Origin of the sequence: Streptomyces longwoodensis (assembly GCF_001514125.1) — a bacterium.
Classification (GTDB): domain Bacteria; phylum Actinomycetota; class Actinomycetes; order Streptomycetales; family Streptomycetaceae; genus Streptomyces; species Streptomyces longwoodensis.
Map to the genome: position 1 here is coordinate 129,347 of NZ_KQ948562.1, position 24,858 is coordinate 154,204.

Annotated in this window: 19 protein-coding genes; 6 read left to right on the top strand and 13 right to left on the bottom strand. The window is 71.2% G+C overall.

Going from position 1 to position 24,858, the window contains the following annotated elements:
• Positions 1-9 precede the first annotated feature (9 nt).
• From AQJ30_RS30830 to AQJ30_RS30850, 5 genes are read left to right on the top strand one after another with little or no spacing between them, the layout of a single operon-like run.
• On the top strand, positions 10-237 hold the full coding sequence (locus AQJ30_RS30830; protein ID WP_067240494.1) for a 4Fe-4S dicluster domain-containing protein: 228 nt from the start codon (positions 10-12) through the stop codon (positions 235-237).
• Between the two features lie 14 nt (positions 238-251).
• On the top strand, positions 252-1,619 hold the full coding sequence (locus tag AQJ30_RS30835) for an ABC transporter substrate-binding protein (protein ID WP_079084413.1): 1,368 nt from the start codon (positions 252-254) through the stop codon (positions 1,617-1,619).
• On the top strand, positions 1,616-2,554 hold the full coding sequence (locus tag AQJ30_RS30840) for an ABC transporter permease (protein ID WP_067240496.1): 939 nt from the start codon (positions 1,616-1,618) through the stop codon (positions 2,552-2,554). Before AQJ30_RS30835 ends, AQJ30_RS30840 begins: the two co-directional genes overlap by 4 nt.
• Positions 2,538-3,353, top strand: a complete 816-nt coding sequence (locus AQJ30_RS30845) for an ABC transporter ATP-binding protein (RefSeq protein WP_067240497.1) — start codon at positions 2,538-2,540, stop codon at positions 3,351-3,353. Before AQJ30_RS30840 ends, AQJ30_RS30845 begins: the two co-directional genes overlap by 17 nt.
• Before the next feature lie 11 nt (positions 3,354-3,364).
• Positions 3,365-6,244, top strand: coding sequence for a fumarate reductase/succinate dehydrogenase flavoprotein subunit (locus AQJ30_RS30850; RefSeq protein ID WP_067240499.1), 2,880 nt, complete (start codon positions 3,365-3,367; stop codon positions 6,242-6,244).
• A gap of 114 nt (positions 6,245-6,358) precedes the next feature.
• Here AQJ30_RS30850 and recQ read toward each other — a convergent pair whose 3' ends face one another.
• Positions 6,359-8,419 (bottom strand): DNA helicase RecQ, encoded by a 2,061-nt coding sequence (recQ, locus tag AQJ30_RS30855; RefSeq protein WP_067240501.1) that lies wholly within the window; start codon positions 8,417-8,419, stop codon positions 6,359-6,361.
• Between the two features lie 350 nt (positions 8,420-8,769).
• Between recQ and AQJ30_RS30860 the strand changes: the two genes are divergently transcribed.
• Positions 8,770-9,375 carry a hypothetical protein gene (locus tag AQJ30_RS30860; RefSeq protein ID WP_067240503.1) on the top strand — a complete coding sequence of 202 codons (606 nt, stop codon included), beginning with the start codon at positions 8,770-8,772 and terminating at the stop codon, positions 9,373-9,375.
• 173 nt (positions 9,376-9,548) lie between these two features.
• Here AQJ30_RS30860 and nuoN read toward each other — a convergent pair whose 3' ends face one another.
• The 12 genes from nuoN to AQJ30_RS30920 are packed head-to-tail and all read right to left on the bottom strand — an operon-like array spanning position 9,549 to position 24,711.
• Complete coding sequence (nuoN, locus tag AQJ30_RS30865) at positions 9,549-11,198, bottom strand: NADH-quinone oxidoreductase subunit NuoN (RefSeq protein WP_067240505.1); 1,650 nt, start codon at positions 11,196-11,198, stop codon at positions 9,549-9,551.
• Positions 11,195-12,766, bottom strand: a complete 1,572-nt coding sequence (locus AQJ30_RS30870) for an NADH-quinone oxidoreductase subunit M (protein ID WP_067240507.1) — start codon at positions 12,764-12,766, stop codon at positions 11,195-11,197. Before AQJ30_RS30870 ends, nuoN begins: the two co-directional genes overlap by 4 nt.
• A 5-nt stretch (positions 12,767-12,771) precedes the next feature.
• Positions 12,772-14,736, bottom strand: a complete 1,965-nt coding sequence (gene nuoL / locus AQJ30_RS30875; protein WP_067240509.1) for an NADH-quinone oxidoreductase subunit L — start codon at positions 14,734-14,736, stop codon at positions 12,772-12,774.
• A gap of 15 nt (positions 14,737-14,751) precedes the next feature.
• Entirely contained in the window at positions 14,752-15,051 is a 300-nt protein-coding gene (nuoK, locus tag AQJ30_RS30880; RefSeq protein ID WP_067240510.1) for an NADH-quinone oxidoreductase subunit NuoK, read from the bottom strand.
• Complete coding sequence (locus AQJ30_RS30885; RefSeq protein ID WP_067240512.1) at positions 15,048-15,914, bottom strand: NADH-quinone oxidoreductase subunit J; 867 nt, start codon at positions 15,912-15,914, stop codon at positions 15,048-15,050. Before AQJ30_RS30885 ends, nuoK begins: the two co-directional genes overlap by 4 nt.
• Entirely contained in the window at positions 15,911-16,561 is a 651-nt protein-coding gene (gene nuoI, locus AQJ30_RS30890; RefSeq protein WP_067240514.1) for an NADH-quinone oxidoreductase subunit NuoI, read from the bottom strand. The genes AQJ30_RS30885 and nuoI overlap by 4 nt, the downstream gene beginning before the upstream one ends.
• A complete protein-coding gene (nuoH, locus tag AQJ30_RS30895; protein WP_067240516.1) occupies positions 16,554-17,918 on the bottom strand; it encodes an NADH-quinone oxidoreductase subunit NuoH in 1,365 nt (454 codons plus the stop codon). The genes nuoI and nuoH overlap by 8 nt, the downstream gene beginning before the upstream one ends.
• The gene (locus AQJ30_RS30900; RefSeq protein ID WP_067240518.1) at positions 17,915-20,419 is read right to left on the bottom strand and encodes an NADH-quinone oxidoreductase subunit G; all 2,505 of its coding nucleotides are present in this window, start codon (positions 20,417-20,419) and stop codon (positions 17,915-17,917) included. Before AQJ30_RS30900 ends, nuoH begins: the two co-directional genes overlap by 4 nt.
• On the bottom strand, positions 20,416-21,762 hold the full coding sequence (nuoF, locus tag AQJ30_RS30905) for an NADH-quinone oxidoreductase subunit NuoF (protein WP_067240520.1): 1,347 nt from the start codon (positions 21,760-21,762) through the stop codon (positions 20,416-20,418). Before nuoF ends, AQJ30_RS30900 begins: the two co-directional genes overlap by 4 nt.
• Positions 21,762-22,634 (bottom strand): NADH-quinone oxidoreductase subunit NuoE, encoded by an 873-nt coding sequence (nuoE, locus tag AQJ30_RS30910; RefSeq protein WP_067240521.1) that lies wholly within the window; start codon positions 22,632-22,634, stop codon positions 21,762-21,764. Before nuoE ends, nuoF begins: the two co-directional genes overlap by 1 nt.
• Complete coding sequence (locus tag AQJ30_RS30915; protein WP_067240523.1) at positions 22,631-23,971, bottom strand: NADH-quinone oxidoreductase subunit D; 1,341 nt, start codon at positions 23,969-23,971, stop codon at positions 22,631-22,633. The genes nuoE and AQJ30_RS30915 overlap by 4 nt, the downstream gene beginning before the upstream one ends.
• The gene (locus AQJ30_RS30920) at positions 23,968-24,711 is read right to left on the bottom strand and encodes an NADH-quinone oxidoreductase subunit C (protein ID WP_067240678.1); all 744 of its coding nucleotides are present in this window, start codon (positions 24,709-24,711) and stop codon (positions 23,968-23,970) included. The genes AQJ30_RS30915 and AQJ30_RS30920 overlap by 4 nt, the downstream gene beginning before the upstream one ends.
• Between the last annotated feature and the right edge of the window lie 147 nt (positions 24,712-24,858).

Genomic DNA, 24,858 nt, shown 5'->3' on the forward strand with positions numbered 1-24,858 from the left:
GAGACCGCCATGCCCTTGGTGCCCCAGCGGGCCGACGTGCCCGTGACCATCGACGAGTCGAAGTGCATCGACGGCTGCACCCTCTGCGTGGACATGTGCCCGCTGGACTCGCTGGCCATCGACACCGACAGCGGCAAGGCGTACATGCACGTCGACGAGTGCTGGTACTGCGGCCCGTGCGCGGCCCGCTGTCCCACCGGAGCCGTCACGGTCAACATGCCCTACCTGCTCCGGTGAAAGGTCTCCCAGCCATGTTCCGCAGGTCCCGAACGTCCCTGCATCGCAGTGCGGTCGCCTCCGGCACCGCCACGCTGCTGCTTGCGCTGTCCGCGTGCGGCGGCAACGTCGCGGCCGGCGACGGCGGCACGATCACCGTCACCGTCGGTTACCAGTCCAAGACCATCAACACGGTCACCGCCGGCACGCTGCTGCGCTCCCTCGGCTACTTCGAGGAGCAGCTGAACGCCCTCGGCGACGGGCACGACTACAAGGTCGTCTGGCAGGACTACGCCACCGGCGCCCCCATCACCGCCCAGATGACCGCTGGGAAGATCGACATCGGCTCGATGGGTGACTTCCCGCTGCTCATCAACGCGGCTCGCGGCAAGCAGCTCGGCCGCCCCACCCACCTGGTGTCGGTCACCGGGTACAACCTCCGCGGTGGTCTCAACACCATCGTCACGGCCCCCGACTCGAAGCTGACGTCGCTGAAGGACCTCAAGGGGAAGAAGGTCTCCACGAGCGTCGGCTCCGCGGCCGACGGGACGCTGGTGCGTGCGCTGAAGCGCGCGGGCATCGACGCCGACAAGGGGATCGAGAAGCTCAACCAGCAGCCTGCGGTGGGGGCGTCGGCCCTCTCCGCCGGCAGCGCCGACGCGCTGTCCCAGTTCGTGGCCTGGCCGGGACTGCTGGCCTACCAGGGCAAGGCGAAGGCCCTCTACGACGGCGCGGAACTGGACCTGCCCACCTTCCACGGCGTCACCGCACGCCAGGACTTCGCGAAGAAGCGCCCGTTCGTGCTGGAGGCGTTCCTGAAGGCTCAGGCGCAGGCCACCGACTACCTGAACGCCCACCCGGTCGCAGCCGCCGAAAAGGTCGCGAAGGCCACCGGACTGCCCCCTGAGGTCGTCTACCTCTACAACGGCGCTCACGGCATCTCGACCTTCGACCCGGCGCTCAAGCCGCAACTCGTGTCGGCACTGAAGGAGGACGTGTCGATCCTGAAGGCGGCCAAGCTCACGGGTGATGTGGACGTGGACGCGTTCGTCGACGACCAGTACGTGAAGAAGGCACTCGGCGCGACCTACGCCCAGAAGCTCGCCGCCGCTCCCCCGCCGGCCGCGAGCGAGGTCTGGGCCGAGGGGACCGAGCGAACGCAGACCTTCACCTCGCCCACCGAGCTGCTCACCTACCTCGCGGCACACCGTGACGGTGTCCGCGCCGCCTACGTCCCGGACGCCACCACCGGCACTCTCTGGTTCGCCGACAAAGCGGTCTGGGTCGCCGACGGTCAGCAACTGTTGCCCTTCGTCGCCCCGTCCACCGCCCAGGCTTATGTCGACGTCCACAGCGGCGCACGGATCGTCACCTACAGCGAGGCGCTCGAGGCGGCCTCATGACCCGCCACCCACTGGGTCGCTATGCGCTCCGCCTCGTCGCGCTGCTCACCGCCCTGGGCCTGTGGCAGCTGCTCACCGCTCTCGACGTGGACATCTGGCTGCGCTTCTCGCAGTTCCCCACCGTCACCGACGTGACTCACGCCTTCGCCGGCCGCCTCACCGGCAGCGACTACTGGACCGATCTCACCGACAGCCTCACCCGCATCCTTTCCGGCTTCCTGCTGGCCGCCGTCCTGGGTGTGGCCGTGGGCGTGCTCGTGGCGCGCTCGCGGCTCGCCGAGGACCTGCTCGGTCCGGTCCTGGAGGTGGTCCGCCCTATCCCTGCGATCGCCCTCGTCCCGGTCGCGATCCTGCTGTTCCCGTCCAACGAGCAGGGCATCGTCTTCATCACCTTCACCGCCGCCTTCTTCCCCGTGCTCGTCTCCACGCGGCACGCGGTCCGTGCGCTCACCCCCGTCTGGGAAGAGGCGGTGCGCACGATGGGCGGCGGCAGGTGGCGGATCCTGGGGTCGGTGGTCCTGCCCGGCGCACTGCCCGGCATCTTCGGCGGGCTGTCGGTGGGCATCGGGGTGTCCTGGATCTGTGTGATCTCCGCCGAGATGATCTCCGGCCAGTACGGCGTCGGCTACCGCACCTGGCAGGACTACACGGTCGTCGACTACCCGGGCGTGTTCGTCGGCATGGTCACCATCGGCGTCCTCGGCTGGGTGACCTCGACGGCGGTGGAGCTCCTCGGCCGGCGGCTGACGCGTTGGCTGCCCCGCACCTCGTACGTGCCCGGTGGTCGGTCCCGCTCCGCGGTGCTCCCCGCCACCGCCCCCGTCCCCGGACCCGTCGTGGTGAAGGCCGAGGGCGACTCCCAGTACCAGTCCGATGCCCAGCAGCAGGGCAGCGGTGAGACCGAGCAGGAGGCGCGCGATGAGCACCTCGTCTGAGACCACCGCACCGGCGGCGGCCGTCCCGGCGCCGACCTCGGCTCCCCGGCTCACAGGCGCAACCGCACCCGGGGCTCGGCTCCGCTTCGACGCCGCCGTGCTCGGCCGTCCCGGTGCCCCTGTGCTGCACGACGTGACCCTCGACGTCCGGCCCGGGGAGATCCTCACCGTCGTCGGTCCCTCGGGCTGCGGCAAGTCGACGCTGTTGCGGACGCTCGCCGGGCTGCTGGCCCCGCTGGCCGGGTCGGTGGAGCAGGACGGCAGGCCGTTGACCGGGCCGTCCGCCGACCGGGCGCTGGTCTTCCAGGAGGACGCGTTGCTGCCCTGGCGCACGTTGCGCGGCAATGTCGAGCTGCCGCTCGCCATCCAGGGAGTCCCGCGCTCCGGGCGGCGCGAGCAGGCCGGTTCCTGGCTCGCCCGGGTCGGGCTGGACGCGCAGGCGAAGCAGTTGCCGCACCGGGTGTCGGGCGGGCAGCGCCAGCGCGCCCAGCTGGCCCGCGCCCTGGCCGGTTCCCCGCGTGCCGTCCTCATGGACGAGCCGTTCGGCGCGCTCGACGCCCAGACCCGGTCCGGCATGCAGGACCTGCTGGTCGAGGTGTTGCGCGGCACGGGTGCGACCGTCGTCTTCGTCACCCATGACGTGGACGAGGCGCTCTTCCTCGGTGACCGCGTCGCCCTGCTCGCCGCCGGCCGCGTGGCGTCCGTGCGTGACGTGCCGCGCCCGCGCGACCGCGGAGCCCTCGACGACCCGGCCCGCGTGGCCCTGCGCCGCGCCGTCCTCTCCTCGCTCGGCACCTGAAAGGTCCCCCGGTGACCCCTCCCGTGAACGCCCCCGCGCCCGCTCCCCTGGTGATCCCCGCCCTCACCGACGCCGAGGAACTGACCTGCGACGTGCTGGTCATCGGCGGCGGCACCGCCGGCACCATGGCCGCCCTCACCGCCGCCGAGCACGGCGCGGACGTCCTGCTGCTGGAGAAGGCGCACGTCCGCCACTCCGGCGCGCTCGCCATGGGCATGGACGGAGTCAACAACGCGGTCATTCCCGGCCGGGCCGAGCCCGACGACTACGTCGCCGAGATCACGCGCGCCAACGACGGCATCGTCGACCAGTCCACCGTCCGCCAGACGGCGACCCGGGGCTTCGCGATGGTCCAGCGACTGGAGTCGTACGGGGTCAAGTTCGAGAAGGACGAGTTTGGCGCGTACGCGGTCCGCCAGGTGCACCGCTCCGGCTCGTACGTACTGCCGATGCCGGAAGGCAAGGACGTCAAGAAGGTCCTGTACCGGCAGCTTCGGCGTCGTGAGATGCGGGAGCGGATACGCATCGAGAACCGGGTGATGCCGGTGCGCGTGCTGACGGCCGGGGGCGCGGCGGTGGGTGCGGCGGGGTTCAACACCCGTACCGGGGCGTTCGTCACCGTCCGCGCGGGCGCCGTGGTCCTGGCGACCGGCGCCTGCGGCCGCCTCGGTCTGCCGGCTTCCGGGTACCTGTACGGGACGTACGAGAACCCGACCAACGCCGGTGACGGTTACGCCATGGCCTACCACGCGGGTGCCGAGCTGACCGGGATCGAGTGCTTCCAGATCAACCCCCTGATCAAGGACTACAACGGGCCCGCGTGCGCGTACGTCGCCAATCCCTTCGGCGGCTACCAGGTCAACCGGCACGGCGAGCGTTTCGTCGACTCCGACTACTGGTCCGGGCAGATGATGGCCGAGTTCGCCGCCGAGGTCGCCAGCGACCGCGGCCCGGTCTACCTGAAGCTCAGCCACCTGCCCGAGGAGTCGGTCTCCGCCCTGGAGTCCATCCTGCACTCCACCGAACGGCCCACCCGCGGCACGTTCCACGCGGGCCGGGGGCACGACTACCGCACCCATGACGTCGAGATGCACATCTCCGAGATCGGCCTGTGCGGCGGTCACTCCGCTTCCGGCGTCCGGGTCGACGATCACGCCCGTACGACCGTCCCGCGCCTGTACGCGGCCGGTGACCTGGCCTGCGTCCCGCACAACTACATGATCGGCGCGTTCGTCTTCGGCGATCTGGCCGGTGCGGACGCCTCCCGGTACACGGCCTACGCAGGGGAGTTGCCGGCCGACCAGCTGCGCGAGGCACACGAGTTGATCTACCGCCCGCTGCGCAACCCGGACGGCCCGCCGCAGCCCCAGGTCGAGTACAAGCTGCGCCGCTTCGTCAACGACTACGTGGCCCCGCCGAAGTCGGGCGCCCGCCTCTCGCTCGCGCTGGAGGCCTTCGAGCGGATGCGCGACGACATCGCCGCCATGGGTGCTCGCACCGCGCACGAACTGATGCGCTGTGCGGAGGTCACCTTCATCCGTGACTGCGCCGAGATGGCCGCCCGTGCCTCCCTGGCCCGTACGGAATCCCGTTGGGGCCTCTACCACGACCGGCTGGACCACCCCGAGCGTGACGACGTCTCCTGGTTCCACCACCTCGACCTGCACAAGTCCCCCTCCGGTGTCATGGAGTTCACGGCTCGTCCCGTAGCTCCGTACCTGGTGCCGGTGGACGGTTTCGCCCCCACCGGCGGCCCGTCCCGTGCGCTCGGTGAGGTCCACGCCGAGGACGTGGCGACCGCGGGCTCCCGGGACAAAGCCCCGGTCGCCGCCCGCGCTGCCACGAGCGGAGCCCCCGCCGATGCGCAGGTATCCGAGCCCGTCGGCACGGACGGATCCGCCGGTGCCGGGTCGGTCCCCGTCCCGGGGGCGAGCACCCTCGTCTCCCACGCGCCGACCGGACCGGCCTCCGACCGGCTCCTGGCGTTGATCGCCCTCGCCGACGAGCAACCCGAACTCGAGGCCCTGCACCCCTACCTGTCCGACCCCGACCCCGCCGTCCGGCGCGAGGCCGTCGCCGTGCTGACGGAGACGGTTCCCGTGGGAACCGGGCCCGCCCTCGCCGCCGCCCTGCGGGATCCCGCGCCTGAGGTGCGCGCCGCTGCGGCCGCTTCCCTGCGCGAGCTCGTCGAGACGCTTCCGCCCGAGCCCGCCCTGGGCGACGGACTGGCCGCCGCGCTGACCGAGTCCGGTCCGGCCGCCGACCCGGCCGTGCGGGCCGCCGCACTCGACGTCCTGCGGGCACTGCGGTGGGGCGACACCGCGCTGTTCGCCCCCTCGCTGTCCGACGCCGACACGGCCGTACGGATCGCGGCCGTGCGTGCCCTCGTGTCCGTCGACGCCGTCGACGCCCTGGCCGGCGCCGCACCCGCCGACCCGTCCCGTGAGGTCCGGGTCACCATCGCCAAGGCCCTCGCCACGGTGACGACGGACCGGCCGGCCACGAAGGACGGTCACGGCCCCGTGCCCACTGTCCTGAACGCCCTGACCGCCCTCGCCGACGACCCGGACGCCCTGGTGCGGGCCGCCGCCTACGGCGCGCTCGGCAGCACCGGTTGCCCGGCGCCCCTCGCCGCCCGTGCCGTCGCGGCCTTGTCCGACCCCGCCTGGCAGGTACGGTCCGGAGCGGCGACCGCGCTGTCCTCGGCGCACCCCGATACGGCCGTCCCCGCCCTCGCCAAGGCCCTGGCCGACGTGAACGCCGACGTCCGCAAGGCCGCGGTGCTCGCGCTGACCCGGCACCGCGATCTGCCCGAGGCGAGGGCGGCCCTCGCCACGGTCAGGTCGGACTCCGACGCGGACGTCAGGGCGTACGCCTCCCGCGCGCTGTGACACGCGGGCGGGGCGGCCGAGGGGCGGTGGGGAGAGGAGGGCCGTTCGGCGGCGGGAAGCCTGGCCACCGGACCCCAGCGGCCAGCGGCCTTCAGACTCCTGGCGAGCTGAGCCCTATATCCAGTCGTCGGGCTCCGGCTCCGCGTCCATCTCCGGCCAGTCGTCCGCCGCCGGGTCACCCTGGGCGGCCTGCTTGCCGGAGCGGCCCTGGGCGGACGATCCACTGCCCGCCGACTCGCCGTCCGGTGTCCCGCTGCCCGACTCCCCGTCGCCCGGCGTCCCGCCCAGCCCGGCCAGGACCTCGATCACGCCCTCGCCATACGTCACCAGCTTCTTCTCGCCGACCCCGCTGATGCCGCCGAGCTGGGCCACCGACGTGGGCCAGGCGGTGACGATCTCGCGGAGGGTCGCGTCGTGGAAGATGACGTACGCCGGGACGCCCTGCTCGCGGGCCTGCTCGGCACGCCAGGCGCGCAGTGCCTCGAAGGCGGGCAGCAGGCTCTCCGGCAGCTCCGCGGCGGCCGTCTTGGCCTTACGGTCGCCCCGGCCCGAGGACCCCGACTTGGCGGTGGTGGGCCGCTTCGGTTCCTTGCGCAGCGGCACCTCGCGCTCGCGCCGCAGCACCGAGCCGCTGGCCTCGGTCAGCACCAGGGTGCCGTAGTCACCCTCGACCGCGAGCAGCCCTTGGGCCAGCAACTGCCGGACCACTCCGCGCCACTCGGCTTCGCTGAGCTCCTGGCCGATGCCGAACACGGACAGCTGGTCGTGGTCGAACTGGATGACCTTGCCCGTGCGCTTGCCCAGCAGGATGTCGACGATCTGGACGGCGCCGAACTTCTGTCCCCGCTCGCGCTGGAGCCGCACCACCGTCGACAGCACCTTCTGGGCGGCGACGGTGCCGTCCCAGGTCTCCGGCGGGGTGAGGCAGGTGTCGCAGTTGCCGCAGCCCGCCGCGCCGGGCTCCTGCCCGAAGTAGTTGAGGAGCTGGCCCCGGCGGCACTGGGCCGTCTCGCACAGGGCGAGCATCGCGTCCAGGTGGGCCTGGGCGCGCCGGCGGAACGCCTCGTCGCCCTCGCCGGACTGGATGAGCTTGCGCTGCTGGATGACGTCGTTGAGTCCGTAGGCCATCCAGGCCGTGGACGGCAGGCCGTCGCGTCCCGCACGGCCGGTCTCCTGGTAGTAGCCCTCGACCGACTTGGGCAGGTCGAGGTGGGCGACGAACCGCACGTCCGGCTTGTCGATGCCCATGCCGAACGCGATGGTCGCGACCACGACCAGGCCCTCCTCCCGGAGGAACCGCGCCTGGTGCGCCGCACGGGTGCCCGCGTCGAGGCCGGCGTGGTACGGCACCGCCTCGATGCCGTTGCTGCTGAGGAACTCCGCCGTCTTATCCACGGAGTTGCGCGACAGGCAGTACACGATGCCAGCGTCGCCCGGGTGCTCCTCGCGCAGGAAGCCCAGCAGCTGCTTCTTGGGGTCGGCCTTCGGCACGATCCGGTACTGGATGTTGGGCCGGTCGAAGCTGGCCTCGAAGTGCCGGGCCGTCGGCATGTTGAGCCGCTGGGTGATCTCCTGGTGCGTCGCGCGCGTGGCCGTCGCGGTGAGCGCGATGCGCGGGACGTCCGGCCAGCGCTCGCCGAGCAGTGACAGCGCCAGGTAGTCGGGGCGGAAGTCGTGGCCCCACTGGGACACGCAGTGCGCCTCGTCGATCGCGACGACGGAGATCTTGCCGCGGGAGAGGAGGTCCAGCGTGGAGTCGAGGCGCAGGCGCTCCGGCGCCAGGTACAGCAGGTCCAGCTCGCCCGCCAGGAACTCGGCCTCGACGACGCGCCGCTCGTCGAAGTCCTGACTGGAGTTGACGAACCCGGCGCGCACGCCGAGGGCCCGCAGCGCGTCCACCTGGTCCTGCATCAGCGCGATCAGCGGGGAGACGACGATGCCGGTGCCGGGTCTGACCAGGGCCGGGATCTGGTAGCACAGCGACTTGCCGCCGCCGGTCGGCATGAGGACGACCGCGTCGCCGCCCGCCACGACGTGGTCGATGATCGCTTCCTGCTCACCGCGGAAGGCGTCGTACCCGAAGACCCGGTGCAGTGTGGCCCGCGCCTCGCTGCTCCCGTCCGTCCCCGGCATGTCCACTTCGGTCATCACACCCGTCCCGCCCGTCCCGCCCATCGCCTCGTCCCCCGTACGTCGTCCCTCGACCACTGCGTCCACCATAGGGGCCGGGACCGACAGCGTCGGAGTTATCCACAGGCTGCGCATCCGGTCACCTGTCCGATGGCCCGCCGATCCTCGTCCGGCCCACACCCGGACCACCGCACAGCCGACCACGGCACAGCCGACCACCCGATCGACGCACAAGGCGGTCCACCCATCGGCCGCCCCGCCTGGCACCCCCCCTTCCCCGGCGACATGCTGGCCGGGCGGGGCAGCGGGAGACTCACGCAACCGTCGCTGCCCAGCGCCGCCGTATCCAACGCTCCCCCACGCCCCGCCCCGCCTCGCCCCGAGGAGTCCCCCCCATGCCCGTCCGCCTCGCCAAGACCGCCCTCACCCTGGCCGCCTCGCTCGCCCTCACCCTGCCCGCCGCCTCGTCCGCCATCGCCACCGCGCCCGCCCCCGGCCACCCCGTCGACCGCGGAGCACACGCGCGGGCCGCGCGCCCGGATCCCGGCACGCTGCTGGGGCTGACGAAGGCGTACGGGGCGACCATGAAGTACCGGTCCGTGCCACGCGCGCTCGCTGACGGCTACGAGGAGCATCTGTGCATGGCCCGCGACGAGGGCGGGATGGGCTTCCACTACTTCAACGAGGCACTCTTCGGTTCCCTGGACCCCGCCAAGCCGGCGGGTCTGCTGTACGAGGACGACGGCCGGGGCGGCCGTCGGCTCGTCGGCGTGGAGTGGGTCGTCCCGGTCGACGCCGCCGGCAGCACGCGGCCGCGGCTGTTCGGTCAGGACTTCCAGGGCCCCATGGACGGGCACTACCCGGGCATGCCGCGCCACTACGACCTGCACGCGTGGCTGTACAAGCAGAACCCGAAGGGCACCTTCGCCCAGTGGAACCCCCGGGTGACGTGCCCGGCCGCGACCGCCTCCGCAAGCACCACGAGCACCTCCCACACCTGACCCGCACCACTCCCGCAGCACGCCGAAGGGCCCCGCCCCTCCGAAGAGGAACCGGGGCCCCGGCGTCGTACGACCCGAACCCGTACGACCCGTACGACCCGTACGACCCGTACGACCCGTACGACCCGTACGAGCCACACGACCCGTACGACCGCGCAGCACTCAGCCGCGCCTCACCGCACGAACACCCCCGCCTGGCCCGCCAGGTGCAAGAAGTACTGCGGCGCCACACCCAGCACCAGCGTGACCGCCACACCGACGCCGATCGCCGTCATCGTCAGCGGTGAGGGCACCGCGACGGTCGGGCCCTCGGGCCGCGGCTCGCTGAAGAACATCAGCACGATCACGCGGATGTAGAAGAACGCCGCGATCGCCGACGAGATCACACCGACCACGACCAGCGGACCGGCACCGCCCTCCGCGGCGGCCTTGAAGACGGCGAACTTGCCCGCGAAGCCGGACGTCAGCGGGATGCCCGCGAAGGCCAGCAGGAACACCGCGAACACGGCAGCCACCAGCGGCGAACGCCGGCCGAGCCCCGCCCACTTGGACAGGTGGGTCGCCTCGCCGCCCGCGTCGCGCACCAGGGTGACGACGGCGAAGGCGCCGATCGTCACGAAGGAGTACGCGGCCAGGTAGAAGAGGACGGACGACACACCGTCGGGGTTGGTGGCGATGACGCCCGCGAGGATGAAGCCCGCGTGCGCGATCGACGAGTAGGCCAGCAGCCGCTTGATGTCGGTCTGGGTGATCGCGACGATCGCACCGCCGAGCATGGTGATGATCGCCACGCCCCACATGACCGGCCGCCAGTCCCAGCGCAGGCCGGGCAGGACGACGTACAGGATCCGCAGCAGCGCGCCGAAGGCGGCGACCTTGGTGGCGGCGGCCATGAAGCCGGTGACGGGGGTCGGGGCGCCCTGGTAGACGTCGGGCGTCCACATGTGGAAGGGCACCGCGCCCACCTTGAACAGCAGGCCCATCACGATCAGCGCGGTGCCGATGAGCAGCAGCGCGTCATTGCCCATGGTGTCGGCGAGCGCCGGGTCGACAGTGGTCAGGGTGCCGTCGACGACCTGGGAGATCGTCGCGTAGGACACCGAGCCCGCGTACCCGTAGAGCAGGGCGATGCCGAACAGGGTGAACGCCGAGGCGAACGCGCCGAGCAGGAAGTACTTCACCGCGGCTTCCTGCGACATGAGCCGCTTGCGGCGGGCCAGGGCGCACAGCAGGTACAGCGGGAGGGAGAAGACCTCCAGGGCCACGAACAGCGTCAGCAGGTCGTTGGCCGCCGGGAAGATCAGCATGCCCGTGACCGCGAACAGCAGCAGCGGGAAGACCTCGGTGGTGGTGAAGCCGGCCCGCACGGCGGCCTTCTCGCTGTCGCTGCCGGGGACGGAGGCGGCCTGGGCGGCGAAGGAGTCGACGTGGTTGCCGTGCGCCTGCGGGTCCAGCTTGCGCTCGGCGAAGGTGAACAGGCCGACCAGCGCGGCCAGCAGGATCGTGCCCTGCAGGAACAGCGCCGGTCCGTCGACCGCGACGGCGCCCATGGCGGCGATGTGCGCCTTGGTGGTGCCGTAGCCGTCGGCCGCGAGCACGACGACCGCCGCGAAGGCGGCGCACAGGGCCACGACCGACACGAACAGCTGGGCGTAGTAGCGGGACTTGCGCGGCACGAACGCCTCGACCAGTACTCCGACGATCGCCGCGCCCACGACGATCAGGGTGGGCGACAGCTGCCCGTATTCGATCTTCGGCGAGTCGATCTTGGTGATCGGACCGGCCGCGGTTGTCCACAGGCTGTGGACGGCTACTGCGCTCACTTGGCCGCCTCCACCTCGGGCTTGGGGTCGCTCTTGTGTACGTCGGACATGGTCTGCTTGACCGCCGGGTTGACGATGTCCGCGACGGGCTTGGGGTAGACGCCGAGGACGATGAGCAGGACGACCAGCGGCCCGACGACCAGCAGCTCACGCATCCGCAGGTCGGGCATCGCCGAGACCTCCGGCTTGACGGGGCCGGTCATCGTCCGCTGGTACAGGACGAGGGTGTAGAGCGCGGCCAGCACGATGCCGAGGGTGGCGACGATGCCGATCGCCGGGTACCGCGTGAACGTGCCGACCAGGACCAGGAACTCGCTGACGAACGGCGCGAGTCCCGGCAGCGACAGCGTCGCGAGGCCGCCGATCAGGAACGTGCCCGCGAGCACCGGGGCGACCTTCTGCACGCCGCCGTAGTCGGCGATGAGCCGCGAGCCGCGCCGCGAGATCAGGAAGCCGGCGACCAGCATCAGCGCGGCCGTGGACAGGCCGTGGTTGACCATGTAGAGCGTCGCGCCGGACTGGCCCTGGCTGGTCATCGCGAAGATGCCCATGATGATGAAGCCGAAGTGCGAGATCGACGCGTACGCCACCAGCCGCTTGATGTCCCGCTGCCCGACGGCGAGCAGCGCGCCGTAGATGATGCTGATCACGGCGAGCACCAGGATGACGGGCGTCGCCCACTTGCTGGCCTCCGGGAAGAGCTGGAGGCAGAAGCGGAGCATCGCGAAGGTGCCCACCTTGTCGACGACCGCCGTGATGAGCACGGCGACCGGGGCGGTGGCCTCACCCATGGCGTTGGGCAGCCAGGTGTGCAGCGGCCACAGGGGTGCCTTCACGGCGAAGGCGAAGAAGAAGCCGAGGAACAGCCAGCGCTCGGTGTTGGTCGCCATGTCGAGCGAGCCGTTGGCCCGCGCCTGGGCGATCTCCTGCAGGCTGAAGTTCCCGGCGACCACGTACAGCCCGATCACCGCGGCCAGCATGATCAGGCCGCCGACGAGGTTGTAGAGGAGGAACTTCACGGCCGCGTACGACCGTTGCGTGGACGCCACCTGCTCGCCGTGCGCGTGGGCCCGGTCCCCGAAGCCGCCGATGAGGAAGTACATCGGGATCAGCATGGCTTCGAAGAAGATGTAGAAGAGGAAGACGTCGGTGGCCTCGAAGGAGAGGATCACCATCGCCTCGACGCCGAGGATCAGCGCGAAGAAGCCCTGGGTGGGCCGCCACCGCTTGCTGCCGGTCTCCAGCGGGTCGGCGTCGTGCCAGCCGGCGAGGAGGATGAACGGGATCAGCAGGGCGGTCAGCGCGACCAGCGCGACCGCGATGCCGTCGACGCCCAGTTCGTAGCGCACCCCGAAGTCCGCGATCCAGGCGTGCGACTCGGTGAGCTGGTAACGGCCGCCGTCCGGGTCGAAGCGCACCAGGACGGCGATCGCCAGGGCGAGCGTGCCCAGCGAGAAGAGCAGCGCGAGCACCTTGGCGGCGTCGCGGCGCGCGGCCGGTACGGCAGCCGTGGCGATCGCCCCGATGGCCGGGAGCACCGCCGTCGCTGTCAGCAGAGGAAAGGACATCGGTATCAGACCGCCCTCATCAGCAGGGTCGCGGCGACCAGGAGGGCCGCACCGCCGAACATCGAGACCGCGTACGACCGCGCGAAGCCGTTCTGCAGCCTGCGCATCCGCCCGGACAGGCCGCCGACGGAAGCCGCCGTGCCGTTGACGACGCCGTCGACCAGGGTGTGGTCGACGTAGACCAGGGACCGGGTGAGGTGCTCGCCGCCGCGCACCAGGACCACGTGGTTGAAGTCGTCCTGGTACAGGTCGCGGCGGGCGGCCCGGGTGAGCAGCGACCCGCGCGGGGCGACGGCGGGGACCGGGCGGCGGCCGTACTGCGCGTACGCGATCGCCACGCCGATCACCAGGACCGCCATGGTGGCCAGGGTGACCGTGAGGGCGCTGACCGGGGAGTCGCCGTGCTCGTAGCCGGTGACGGGCTCGAGCCAGTGCAGGAAGCGCTCGCCGATGCTGAAGAACGCGCCGGCGAACACGGACCCGACGGCCAGCACGATCATGGGGATCGTCATGACCTTGGGCGACTCGTGCGGGTGCGGCTCGCTGTGCTCGCCGCGGGTCTCGGCGGCGGGCTCCACGCTGGGCCGGTCCGGCGACGGGGTCGGGGCGTTGCGCCAGCGCTCCTCGCCGAAGAACGTCATCAGCATCACGCGCGTCATGTAGTACGCGGTGATGGCCGCGCCGAGCAGGGCGCAGGCGCCGAGGATCCAGCCCTCGGTGCCGCCCTTGGCGAACGCCGCCTCGATGATCTTGTCCTTGGAGAAGAAGCCCGACAGGCCCGGGAAGCCGATGATGGCGAGGTAGCCGAGGCCGAAGGTGATGAACGTGATCGGCATGTACCGGCGCAGGCCGCCGTAGCGGCGCATGTCGACCTCGTCGTTCATGCCGTGCATGACCGAGCCGGCGCCGAGGAACAGGCCGGCCTTGAAGAAGCCGTGCGTCACCAGGTGCATGATCGCGAAGGCGTAGCCGATCGGGCCCAGGCCCGCCGCCAGCACCATGTAGCCGATCTGCGACATGGTCGAGCCGGCCAGCGCCTTCTTGATGTCGTCCTTGGCGCAACCGACGATCGCACCGAACAGGAGCGTGACGGCGCCGACGACGGTGACGACCAGCTGTGCGTCGGGCGCGGCGTTGAAGATCGTGCCGGAGCGGACGATCAGGTAGACGCCGGCGGTGACCATGGTCGCCGCGTGGATGAGCGCGGAGACCGGGGTCGGGCCCTCCATGGCATCGCCGAGCCAGGACTGCAGCGGCACCTGGGCGGACTTGCCGCAGGCGGCGAGCAGCAGCATCAGGGCGATCGCGGTGAGCTTGCCCTCGCCGGCGCCGCCGACCAGCCCGGGGTCCTCGTGGGTGCCGAGCACCGGCCCGAAGGCGAAGGTCCCGAAGGTGGTGAACATCAGCATGATGGCGATCGACAGGCCCACGTCGCCGACGCGGTTGACGAGGAACGCCTTCTTCGCCGCGGTGGCCGCGCTGGGCTTGTGCTGCCAGAAGCCGATGAGCAGGTAGGAGGCGAGGCCGACGCCCTCCCAGCCGACGTACAGCAGCAGGTAGTTGTCGGCGAGGACGAGCAACAGCATCGCCGCCAGGAACAGGTTGAGGTAGCCGAAGAAGCGGCGGCGCCGCTCGTCGTGCTCCATGTACCCGACCGAGTACAGGTGGATCAGCGATCCGACGCCCGTGATGAGCAGGACGAACGTCACCGACAGCTGGTCCAGGCGGAACGCGACGTCCGCCTGGAAGCCCTGGACCGGGATCCAGGTGAACAGGTGCTGGACGAGGGTGCGGTCCGCGGCGTCCTTGCCGAGCAGGTCGCTGAAGAGGATCAGGCCGAACACGAAGGACACGGCCGACAGGAGCGTGCCGATCCAGTGGCCGACGGCGTCGAGCCGACGGCCGCCGACCAGCAGGACGGCCGCTCCGAGCAGGGGCGCCGCGATGAGCAGCGCGATCAGGTTCTCCACGTTTCTTCCGACCCCTTACAGCTTCATCAGGCTGGCGTCGTCGACCGAGGCCGAGTGGCGGGCGCGGAACACCGACACGATGATCGCGAGTCCGACCACGACCTCCGCGGCGGCGACGACCATCGTGAAGAAGGCGATGATCTGGCCGTCGAGGTTGCCGTGCATCCGGGAGAACGCGACGAAGGCGAGGTTGCAGGCGTTGAGCATGAGCTCGACGCACATGAACACCACGATCGCGTTGCGCCGGATGAGCACGCCCGTGGCACCGATCGTGAACAACAGGGCGGCGAGGTAGAGGTAGTTGACCGGGTTCACTTCGACGCCTCCTCGGTGCGCTGGGAGGTCCGCTCGGGGGTCCGCTTGAACAGCGGCGGCTCGACCGCGCCCCGCTCCAGGCGCTCACCGGCGCGCTGTTCGAGGGCCTTGAGGTCGTTGAGCGCCTCGGCCGACACGTCACGGATCTGGCCGCGCTCGCGCAGCGTCTTGCTGACGGTGAGCTCGGAGGGGGTGCCGTCGGGCAGCAGGCCGGCGATGTCCACGGCGTTGTGCCGCGCGTACACGCCGGGGGCCGGCAGCGGCGGGATGTACGTGCCCTCGCGGACGCGCTGCTCGGCCAGCTCGCGCTGGGTGCGGGCGCGCTCGGTGCGCTCGCGGTGGGTGAGCACCATCGCGCCGACGGCGGCCGTGATGAGCAGGGCGCCGGTGATCTCGAAGGCGAAGACGTACTTGGTGAAGATCAGGGCCGCGAGTCCCTCGACGTTGCCGCCGGAGTTGGCCTGGGTGAGGCCGTTGAACTCCTTCAGGGAGGCGTTGCCGATCCCGGCGAACAGCAGGACGCCGAAGCCGACTCCGCACAGCAGGGCCAGCCAGCGCTGGCCCTTGATGGTCTCCTTCAGGGAGTCGGCCGCGGTCACGCCGACGAGCATCACCACGAACAGGAACAGCATCATGATCGCGCCGGTGTAGACGACGACCTGCACGATGCCCAGGAAGTAGGCGCCGTTGGCGAGGTAGAAGACCGCCAGGACGATCATCGTGCCGGCGAGGCAGAGTGCGCTGTGGACGGCCCGCCTCATGAAGACGGTGCACAGGGCGCCGATCACCGCGACGGTGCCGAGGACCCAGAACTGGACGGCCTCGCCGGTGGAGGTGGAGTAGGCGGCGAGCGGGGTGCTCATCGGCCGGTCACCTCCCGCGACGCCGGCTCGTCCGTCCCGAAGGTGGACGACGCCTCCTGCGGCGCCTCGCCCTTGGAGAGGGCGGTCTGCCGCTCGGTGCCGGGCGCGGCCTCGGTCACGAGTCCGCGGTAGTAGTCCTGCTCGTCCATGCCGGGGTAGATCGCATGGGGCGTGTCGACCATGCCCTCGTCGAGCCCGGCGAGCAGCTGCTCCTTGGTGTAGATGAGGTTCGCGCGGCTGGAGTCGGCCAGCTCGAACTCGTTGGTCATCGTCAGCGCGCGCGTGGGGCACGCCTCGATGCACAGGCCGCACAGGATGCAGCGGGCGTAGTTGATCTGGTACACGCGCCCGTACCGCTCGCCCGGGGAGTAGCGCTCCTCCTCCGTGTTGTCCGCGCCCTCGACGTAGATGGCGTCGGCGGGGCAGGCCCAGGCGCACAGCTCGCAGCCGACGCACTTCTCCAGGCCGTCCGGATGGCGGTTGAGCTGGTGCCGTCCGTGGAACCGCGGAGCCGTGGTCTTCTGCTGCTCCGGGTACTGCTCGGTCAGCCGCTTCTTGAACATGGCCTTGAAGGTCACGCCGAAGCCGGCGACGGGGTTCATGAAGCCGGGCTTCAACGGCTCGGTCTCCTTCGGCTCCTCAGCCATCGGACGCCTCCTTTCCCTCCAGAGATCCGTCACTCTGAGTATCGACCCCACCACTGACAATGAGCTCCCGCTCCCGACGCGGGCGGCGCCTGGGCACCGGCGGCAGCTCCTGTCCGGGCAGCGGCGGCACGGGGAACCCGCCCGCCATCGGGTCGAAGCCGGGGGGCGGTTCGGCGCCCTGCGCGCTCTCCTTGGACTTCTCGCGGAACATGTCGGCGACGAAGGAGACGAGCAGCAGGGCCAGCACGGCGCCGCCGACGTAGAGGGCGATGTCGGCGAAGTCGTAGTGCTCGTTGCGCAGGGTCCGTACGGTCGCGACGAGCATCAGCCAGGTCACGGAGACCGGGATGAGGACCTTCCAGCCGAGCTTCATCAGCTGGTCGTAGCGCACGCGCGGGAGCGTGCCGCGCAGCCAGATGAACACGAACAGCAGCAGCTGCACCTTGAGGACGAACCAGAGCATCGGCCACCAGCCGTGGTTCGCGCCCTCCCAGAAGGTGCTGACGGGCCACGGGGCGCGCCAGCCGCCGAGGAAGAGGGTGGCCGACACCGCCGACACCGTCACCATGTTCGCGTACTCGGCGAGCATGAACAGCGCGAACTTGATCGACGAGTACTCGGTGTTGAAGCCGCCCACCAGGTCGCCCTCGGACTCGGGCATGTCGAAGGGGGCGCGGTTGGTCTCGCCGACCATGGTGACGATGTAGAGGATGAAGGACACCGGCAGCAGCAGGACGTACCAGCGGTCCGTCTGCTGGTCGACGATCGTCGACGTCGACATGGAGCCGGAGTAGAGGAACACCGAGGCGAACGCGGCGCCCATGGCGATCTCGTACGAGATCATCTGGGCGCAGGAGCGCAGGCCGCCCAGCAGCGGGTAGGTGGAGCCGGAGCTCCAGCCCGCCAGGACGATGCCGTAGATGCCGACCGAGGCGACCGCGAGGATGTACAGCAGCGCGATCGGCAGGTCGGTGAGCTGCATCGTGGTGCGCGTGCCGAAGATCGAGACCTCGTTGTCGGCCGGGCCGAAGGGGATCACGGCGATCGCCATGAACGCCGGGACGACCGCGATGATCGGCGCGAGGACGTAGACGACCTTGTCCGCGCGCTTGACGACGACGTCCTCCTTCAGCATCAGCTTCACGCCGTCGGCGAGCGACTGGAGCATGCCCCAGGGGCCGTGCCGGTTGGGGCCGATGCGCAGCTGCATCCAGGCCACGACCTTGCGCTCCCACACGATGGAGAACAGCACGGTCACCAGGACGAAGGCGAAGCAGAACACGGCCTTGACGACGATCAGCCACCAGGGGTCACGGCCGAACATCGAGAGGTCCTCAGCGGCGACGTACGGGCTCATGCCTCCACCTCCTGGGGGACGTCGGCGGCCGGCGTCGCCGGGCCGATGCGGACGAGGGAGCCGGGCCGCGCGCCGGTGTCGGAGGCGACGCCCCGGCCGGTGGAGTTGAGCGGCAGCCAGACCACGCGGTCGGGCATCTCGGTGATCTGCAGCGGCAGCTCGACCGCTCCGGCCGGCCCGGTGACGGAGAGCAGCTCGCCGTCCGTGACGCCCGCCTCGGCGGCGGTGGCCGACGAGACACGCGCGCGTGCCGCGTGCCGGGTCCCGGCGAGCGCCTCGTCGCCCTCCTGCAGCAGGCCCTGGTCGAGCAGCAGCCGGTGCCCGGCGAGCACGGCCTCCCCGGCCGCGGGCCGCGGCAGCGCGCCCGCGGTGTCCAGCGGGTCGGCGGCCCGGCCGCCCTCCCAGGCGCCGAGGCGGTCGATCTCCGCGCGCGTGGTGCGCAGGTCCGGCAGGCCCAGGTGGACGTCCATGGCGTCGGCCAGCATCTGCAGCACGCGCGCGTCGGTGGGCGCCAGGCGCCGGGTCATCTGGTCGGGCTTGAGCGCGGCGTCGAAGAAGCGCACCCTGCCCTCCCAGTTCAGGAAGGCGCCGGGCTTCTCCGCGACCGCGGCGACGGGCAGGACGACGTCGGCGCGCTCGGTGACCTCGCTGGGCCGCAGCTCCAGCGACACCACGAAGCCCACCTCGTCGAGGGCGGCACGCGCGCGGGCCGGGTCGGGCAGGTCGGCGAGCTCCACACCTGCCACGAGCAGCGCCTGCAGCTCGCCGTCCGCGGCGGCCTGCACGATCTGGCCGGTGTCGCGGCCGTAGCGCAGCGGCAGTTCGGCGACGCCCCAGACGGCGGCGACCTCGTCGCGCGCGCGGGGGTCGGTGGCCGGCCGGCCGCCGGGCAGCAGCGACGGCAGGGCGCCCGCCTCGATGGCGCCCCGCTCCCCGGCCCGGCGCGGGATCCACACCAGCCGGGCACCGGTCGCGGTCGCCGCCCGTACGGCGGCGGTGAGACCGCCGGGCACCGCGGCCAGCCGCTCGCCGACGACGATGACCGCGCCCTCGGTGCGCAGCGCCGCGCCCGCGAGGGCGCCGTCGCCTTCGAGGCCGACCTGGCCGGCGAGCGCGTCGAGCCAGTCGGTCTCGGTGCCCGGAGCGGCCGGCAGCAGCGTGCCGCCCGCCTTCTCCAGGCCGCGCGTGGCGTGCGTGGCCAGCGCGAAGACCTTCTGCCCGTGCTTGCGCCAGGCCTTGCGCAGCCGCAGGAAGACGCCTGGCGCCTCCTCCTCGGCCTCGAACCCGACCAGCAGGACGGCGGGCGCCTCCTCCAGGGCGGTGTACGTGACGCCCGTACCGTCGAGGTCGCGACCGCGGCCGGCGACCCGGGCCGCGAGGAAGTCGGCCTCCTCGCCGCTGTGCACACGGGCGCGGAAGTCGATGTCGTTGGTGTCGAGCGCCACGCGCGTGAACTTGCTGTACGCGTAGGCGTCCTCGACGGTGAGGCGGCCGCCGGTCAGGACGCCGGTGCGGCCGCGCGAGGCGAGCAGCCCCTGGGCGGCGATCTGCAGCGCCTCCGGCCAGGAGGCCGGCTCCAGCTCGCCCTCCGCGTTGCGCACGAGGGGCGTCTCCAGCCGGTCCTTCTGCTGCGCGTACCGGAACGCGAACCGCCCCTTGTCGCAGATCCACTCCTCGTTGACCTCGGGGTCGGTGGCCGCGAGGCGCCGCATCACCTTGCCGCGCCGGTGGTCGGTGCGGGTGGCGCAGCCGCCGGAGCAGTGCTCGCACACCGACGGCGAGGAGACCAGGTCGAACGGGCGGGAGCGGAACCGGTAGGCGGCCGAGGTGAGCGCGCCGACCGGGCAGATCTGGATGGTGTTGCCGGAGAAGTACGACTCGAACGGGTCGCCCTCGCCGGTGCCGACCTGCTGCAGCGCGCCCCGCTCGATCAGTTCGATCATCGGGTCGCCGGCGACCTGGTTGGAGAAGCGGGTGCAGCGCGCGCACAGCACGCACCGCTCGCGGTCGAGCAGCACCTGGGTGGAGATCGGCACGGGCTTCTCGTAGGTGCGCTTGCGGCCCTCGAAGCGGGACTCGGCGTTGCCGTGGGACATCGCCTGGTTCTGCAGCGGGCACTCGCCGCCCTTGTCGCAGACCGGGCAGTCCAGCGGGTGGTTGATGAGCAGCAGCTCCATCACGCCGTGCTGGGCCTTCTCGGCGACCGGCGAGGTGAGGTGCGTCTTCACCACCATGCCGTCGGTGCAGGTGATGGTGCAGGACGCCATGGGCTTGCGCTGGCCCTCGACCTCGACGATGCACTGGCGGCAGGCGCCCGCCGGGTCGAGGAGGGGGTGGTCGCAGAAGCGGGGGATCTCGATGCCGAGCTGTTCGGCGGCCCGGATGACCAGGGTGCCCTTGGGCACGCTGATCCCGATGCCGTCGATCGTCAGCGACACGAGGTCTTCCGGCGGGACCGCCGCCTCTCCTCCGCCGGAGGGAGCACTGGTGGTCACGGTCATGCGTTCACCTCCGGGCGGTCCGCCCAGGCCGTCGACTTGGCCGGGTCGAAGGGGCAGCCCCGGCCCGTGATGTGCTGCTCGTACTCCTCGCGGAAGTACTTCAGCGAGGAGAAGATCGGCGAGGCGGCGCCGTCGCCGAGGGCGCAGAACGACTTGCCGTTGATGTTGTCGGCGATGTCGTTGAGCTTGTCGAGGTCGCTCATGGCGCCCTTGCCGGCCTCGATGTCGCGCAGCAGCTGCACGAGCCAGTAGGTGCCCTCGCGGCAGGGGGTGCACTTGCCGCAGGACTCGTGGGCGTAGAACTCGGTCCAGCGGGTCACGGCCCGCACCACGCAGGTGGTCTCGTCGAAGCACTGCAGCGCCTTGGTGCCGAGCATGGAACCGGCGGCGCCCACGCCCTCGTAGTCGAGGGGGACGTCCAGGTGCTCGTCGGTGAACATCGGCGTGGAGGAGCCGCCCGGCGTCCAGAACTTCAGCCGGTGGCCCGGCCGCATGCCGCCGCTCATCTCCAGCAGCTGGCGCAGGGTGATGCCGAGCGGGGCCTCGTACTGGCCGGGGCTGGCGACGTGGCCACTGAGCGAGTAGAGCGTGAAGCCCGGGGACTTCTCGCTGCCCATCGAACGGAACCAGTCCTTGCCCCGCTGCAGGATCGCGGGAACCGACGCGATCGACTCGACGTTGTTCACGACAGTGGGGCACGCATACAGGCCCGCGACAGCAGGGAAGGGAGGACGGAGCCGCGGTTGACCCCGGCGGCCTTCGAGGGAGTCCAGCAGCGCGGTCTCCTCACCGCAGATGTACGCGCCCGCGCCCGCGTGCACGGTGAGTTCCAGGTCGAGTCCGCTGCCGAGGATGTTCTCGCCGAGGAAGCCGGCCTCGTGGGCCTCGCGCACGGCCGCGTGCAACCGCCGCAGGACGGGGACGACTTCACCCCGCAGGTAGATGAACGCGTGCGAGGACCTGATGGCGTAGCACGCGATGACGATGCCCTCGATGAGGCTGTGCGGGTTCGCGAAGAGGAGCGGGATGTCCTTGCACGTCCCCGGCTCCGACTCGTCGGCGTTGACAACAAGATAGTGCGGCTTTCCGTCCCCCTGGGGGATGAACTGCCACTTCATCCCCGTCGGGAACCCCGCGCCGCCGCGGCCGCGCAGACCGGAGTCCTTCACGTACGCGATCAGGTCGTCCGGTGACATGGCGAGCGCCTTGCGGAGCCCTTCGTACCCCTCGTGCCTCCGATAGACGTCCAGGGTCCAGGACCGGTCCTCGTCCCAGAAGGCCGACAGCACGGGTGCGAGCAGCTTCTCGGGTCCGGTGTCCTTCAGCTCGGGTGCCAAGGTCATCACTCCCCCTCCTCGGCGGTGGGCCCTGCCGGGTGGGCGGGGTCGGAGGCCGACGTGTCCTGCGGCGCGTCGTGCGAACTGAGGTGCTCGTTCGGCGACGGCTCGTGCACCGTGCCGCCGTGCGGCTCGTCGTGCGGGCCGCCGTCGCGCGGATGGACCACGCGCGCGGGTGCGGCCTCTCCCCTTGCCAGGCGAAGGCCCACCAGCGACGCCGGTCCCGCACTGCCGCCCGCCTCGACGGCCCCGTCCCGCTCGTCGGGGAAGCCGGCCAGGATCCGCGCGGTCTCCTTGAAGGTGCACAGCGGCGCCCCGCGCGTGGGCGAGACGGTCCGCCCGGTGCGCAGGTCGTCCACCAGGCGCTTGGCGCTGTGCACGTCCTGGTTGTCGAAGAACTCCCAGTTCACCATCACGACCGGCGCGAAGTCGCAGGCCGCGTTGCACTCGATGTGCTCCAGGGTGATCTTCCCGTCGTCGGTGGTCTCGCCGTTGCCGACGCCGAGGTGGTCCTGGAGCGCCTCGAAGATGGCGTCGCCTCCCATCACGGCGCACAGGGTGTTGGTGCAGACGCCCACCTGGTAGTCACCGCTCGGCTTGCGCCGGTACATCGTGTAGAAGGTGGCGACGGCGGTGACCTCGGCCGTGGTCAGGCCGAGGACGTCCGCGCAGAACTGCATCCCGGTGCGCGTGACGTGGCCCTCCTCCGACTGCACGAGGTGCAGCAGCGGCAGGAGCGCGGAGCGGGAGTCGGGGTAGCGCGCGATGACCTCGCGCGCGTCCGCCTCGAGCCGGGCGCGGACGTCGTCCGGGTACGCGGGTGCGGGCAGTTCGGGCATGCCCAGGCTGACGCCCCGCTCCGAAGAACTGGTGGTCACCGGTCGACGCCTCCCATCACGGGGTCGATGGACGCGACGGCGACGATGACGTCGGCGACCTGGCCGCCCTCGCACATCGCCGCCATGGCCTGCAGGTTGGTGAAGGACGGGTCACGGAAGTGGACCCGGAAGGGGCGGGTGCCGCCGTCGGACACGGCGTGCACCCCGAGTTCGCCCTTGGGCGACTCGACGGCCACGTACGCCTGGCCCGGCGGGACCCGGAAGCCCTCGGTGACCAGCTTGAAGTGGTGGATCAGGGACTCCATGGAGGTGCCCATGATCTGCTTGATGTGGTCCAGGGAGTTACCGAGCCCGTCGGGTCCCAGGGCGAGCTGGGCGGGCCAGGCGATCTTCTTGTCGGCGACCATCACCGGGCCGGGCCGGAGCCGGTCCAGGCACTGCTCGATGATCCGCAGCGACTGGCGCATCTCCTCGAGCCGGATGAGGAAGCGGCCGTAGGCGTCGCAGGACTCGGCGGTCGGGACGTCGAAGTCGTACGTCTCGTAGCCGCAGTACGGCTGCGCCTTGCGCAGGTCGTGCGGCAGGCCGGTGGCGCGCAGGATGGGCCCGCTGGCGCCGAGGGCCACGCAGCCGGCCAGGTCGAGGTAGCCGACGTCCTGCATGCGGGCCTTGAAGATGGGGTTCCCGGTGGCGAGCTTGTCGTACTCCGGGAGGTTCCGCTTCATCTTCTTCACGAACTCGCGGACCTGGTCCACCGCGCCGGGCGGCAGGTCCTGGGCGAGTCCGCCGGGCCGGATGTACGCGTGGTTCATGCGCAGGCCCGTGATGAGCTCGTAGAGGTCGAGAATCATTTCACGATCGCGGAACCCGTAGATCATGATCGTGGTGGCGCCGAGTTCCATGCCGCCGGTGGCGATGCACACCAGGTGGGAGGAGAGCCGGTTCAGCTCCATCAGGAGCACCCGGACGATCTCGGCCCGCTCGGTGATCTGGTCCTCGATGCCGAGGAGCTTCTCGACGGCGAGACAGTAGGCGGTCTCGTTGAAGAAGGACGTCAGGTAGTCCATGCGCGTCACGAACGTGGTGCCCTGCGTCCAGGTCCGGTACTCGAGGTTCTTCTCGATGCCGGTGTGGAGGTAGCCGATGCCGCAGCGGGCCTCGGTGACCGTCTCGCCCTCGATCTCCAGGATGAGCCGCAGCACTCCGTGGGTGGAGGGGTGCTGGGGACCCATGTTGACGACGATGCGCTCGTCGTCCGCGCGGACCGCCGACTGGGCGACCTCGTCCCAGTCGCCGCCGGTGACGGTGTAGACGGTTCCCTCGGTGGTCTCGCGCGCCGAGGCCGCCGATGCGGCGAATGCTGACTGCGTGCTCACGAGTACGACCTCCGCTGGTCCGGGGCCGGGATCTGGGCGCCCTTGTACTCGACGGGGATGCCGCCGAGGGGATAGTCCTTGCGCTGCGGATGGCCCTGCCAGTCGTCCGGCATCATGATCCGCGTCAGGGCCGGGTGACCGTCGAAGACGATGCCGAAGAAGTCGTACGTCTCGCGCTCGTGCCAGTCGTTCGTCGGGTAGACGGAGACCAGGGACGGGATGCGCGGGTCGGCGTCGGGGGCGCTGACTTCGAGGCGGATCAGCCGGTTGTGGGTGATCGAGCGCAGGTGGTAGACGGCGTGCAGCTCGCGGCCCTTGTCGTGCGGGTAGTGGACGCCGCTGACGCCGGTGCACAGCTCGAAGCGCAGGGCCGGGTCGTCGCGCAGGGTGCGGGCGACGCGCGGCAGGTGCTCGCGCTCGATGTGGAAGGTGAGCTCGCCGCGGTCGACGACCGTCTTCTCGATGGCGTTGTCGGGGAGGAGTCCCTGTTCCTCCAGCGCGCCCTCGAGTTCGTCGGCGACCTCGTCGAACCAGCCGCCGTAGGGCCGGCTCGCCGGGCCGGGGAGCCGCACCGAGCGGACCAGGCCGCCGTAGCCGGAGGTGTCGCCGCCGTTGTCGGCGCCGAACATGCCGCGCTGGACACGGATCTCCTCGCCGCCGTCGCCGCGCTGGCCGGGGAGGTTGGAGGCGGACAGGTCCTTGTCCGGGTTCGGCCCGGCCACACCGTGCGCCGCGGCCACGGGTGCCGCCCCGGCCGCGTCGCCCGCCTTGCCCTCGGGCGCCTTCGCACCGGCCGCCCCGGCGGCCTTGGCACCGGCCGTCCCGGCGGCCGCGGCATCGCCCGCCCCGGCCGTCTTCGCGTCAGCCGTCTTCGCCCCGGCCGGCTC

What these genes read in the sequence shown, in the direction of transcription:
- nuoI (WP_067240514.1), bottom strand. Translation starts at nt 16,561, where the DNA reads ATGGCTGAGGAGCCGAAGGAGACCGAGCCGTTGAAGCCCGGCTTCATG.
- AQJ30_RS30840 (WP_067240496.1), top strand. Translation starts at nt 1,616, where the DNA reads ATGACCCGCCACCCACTGGGTCGCTATGCGCTCCGCCTCGTCGCGCTG.
- recQ (WP_067240501.1), bottom strand. Translation starts at nt 8,419, where the DNA reads ATGGGCGGGACGGGCGGGACGGGTGTGATGACCGAAGTGGACATGCCG.
- AQJ30_RS30830 (WP_067240494.1), top strand. Translation starts at nt 10, where the DNA reads ATGCCCTTGGTGCCCCAGCGGGCCGACGTGCCCGTGACCATCGACGAG.
- nuoF (WP_067240520.1), bottom strand. Translation starts at nt 21,762, where the DNA reads ATGACCTTGGCACCCGAGCTGAAGGACACCGGACCCGAGAAGCTGCTC.
- nuoH (WP_067240516.1), bottom strand. Translation starts at nt 17,918, where the DNA reads ATGAGCCCGTACGTCGCCGCTGAGGACCTCTCGATGTTCGGCCGTGAC.
- AQJ30_RS30860 (WP_067240503.1), top strand. Translation starts at nt 8,770, where the DNA reads ATGCCCGTCCGCCTCGCCAAGACCGCCCTCACCCTGGCCGCCTCGCTC.
- AQJ30_RS30885 (WP_067240512.1), bottom strand. Translation starts at nt 15,914, where the DNA reads ATGAGCACCCCGCTCGCCGCCTACTCCACCTCCACCGGCGAGGCCGTC.
- AQJ30_RS30835 (WP_079084413.1), top strand. Translation starts at nt 252, where the DNA reads ATGTTCCGCAGGTCCCGAACGTCCCTGCATCGCAGTGCGGTCGCCTCC.
- AQJ30_RS30870 (WP_067240507.1), bottom strand. Translation starts at nt 12,766, where the DNA reads ATGTCCTTTCCTCTGCTGACAGCGACGGCGGTGCTCCCGGCCATCGGG.
- AQJ30_RS30900 (WP_067240518.1), bottom strand. Translation starts at nt 20,419, where the DNA reads ATGACCGTGACCACCAGTGCTCCCTCCGGCGGAGGAGAGGCGGCGGTC.
- AQJ30_RS30845 (WP_067240497.1), top strand. Translation starts at nt 2,538, where the DNA reads ATGAGCACCTCGTCTGAGACCACCGCACCGGCGGCGGCCGTCCCGGCG.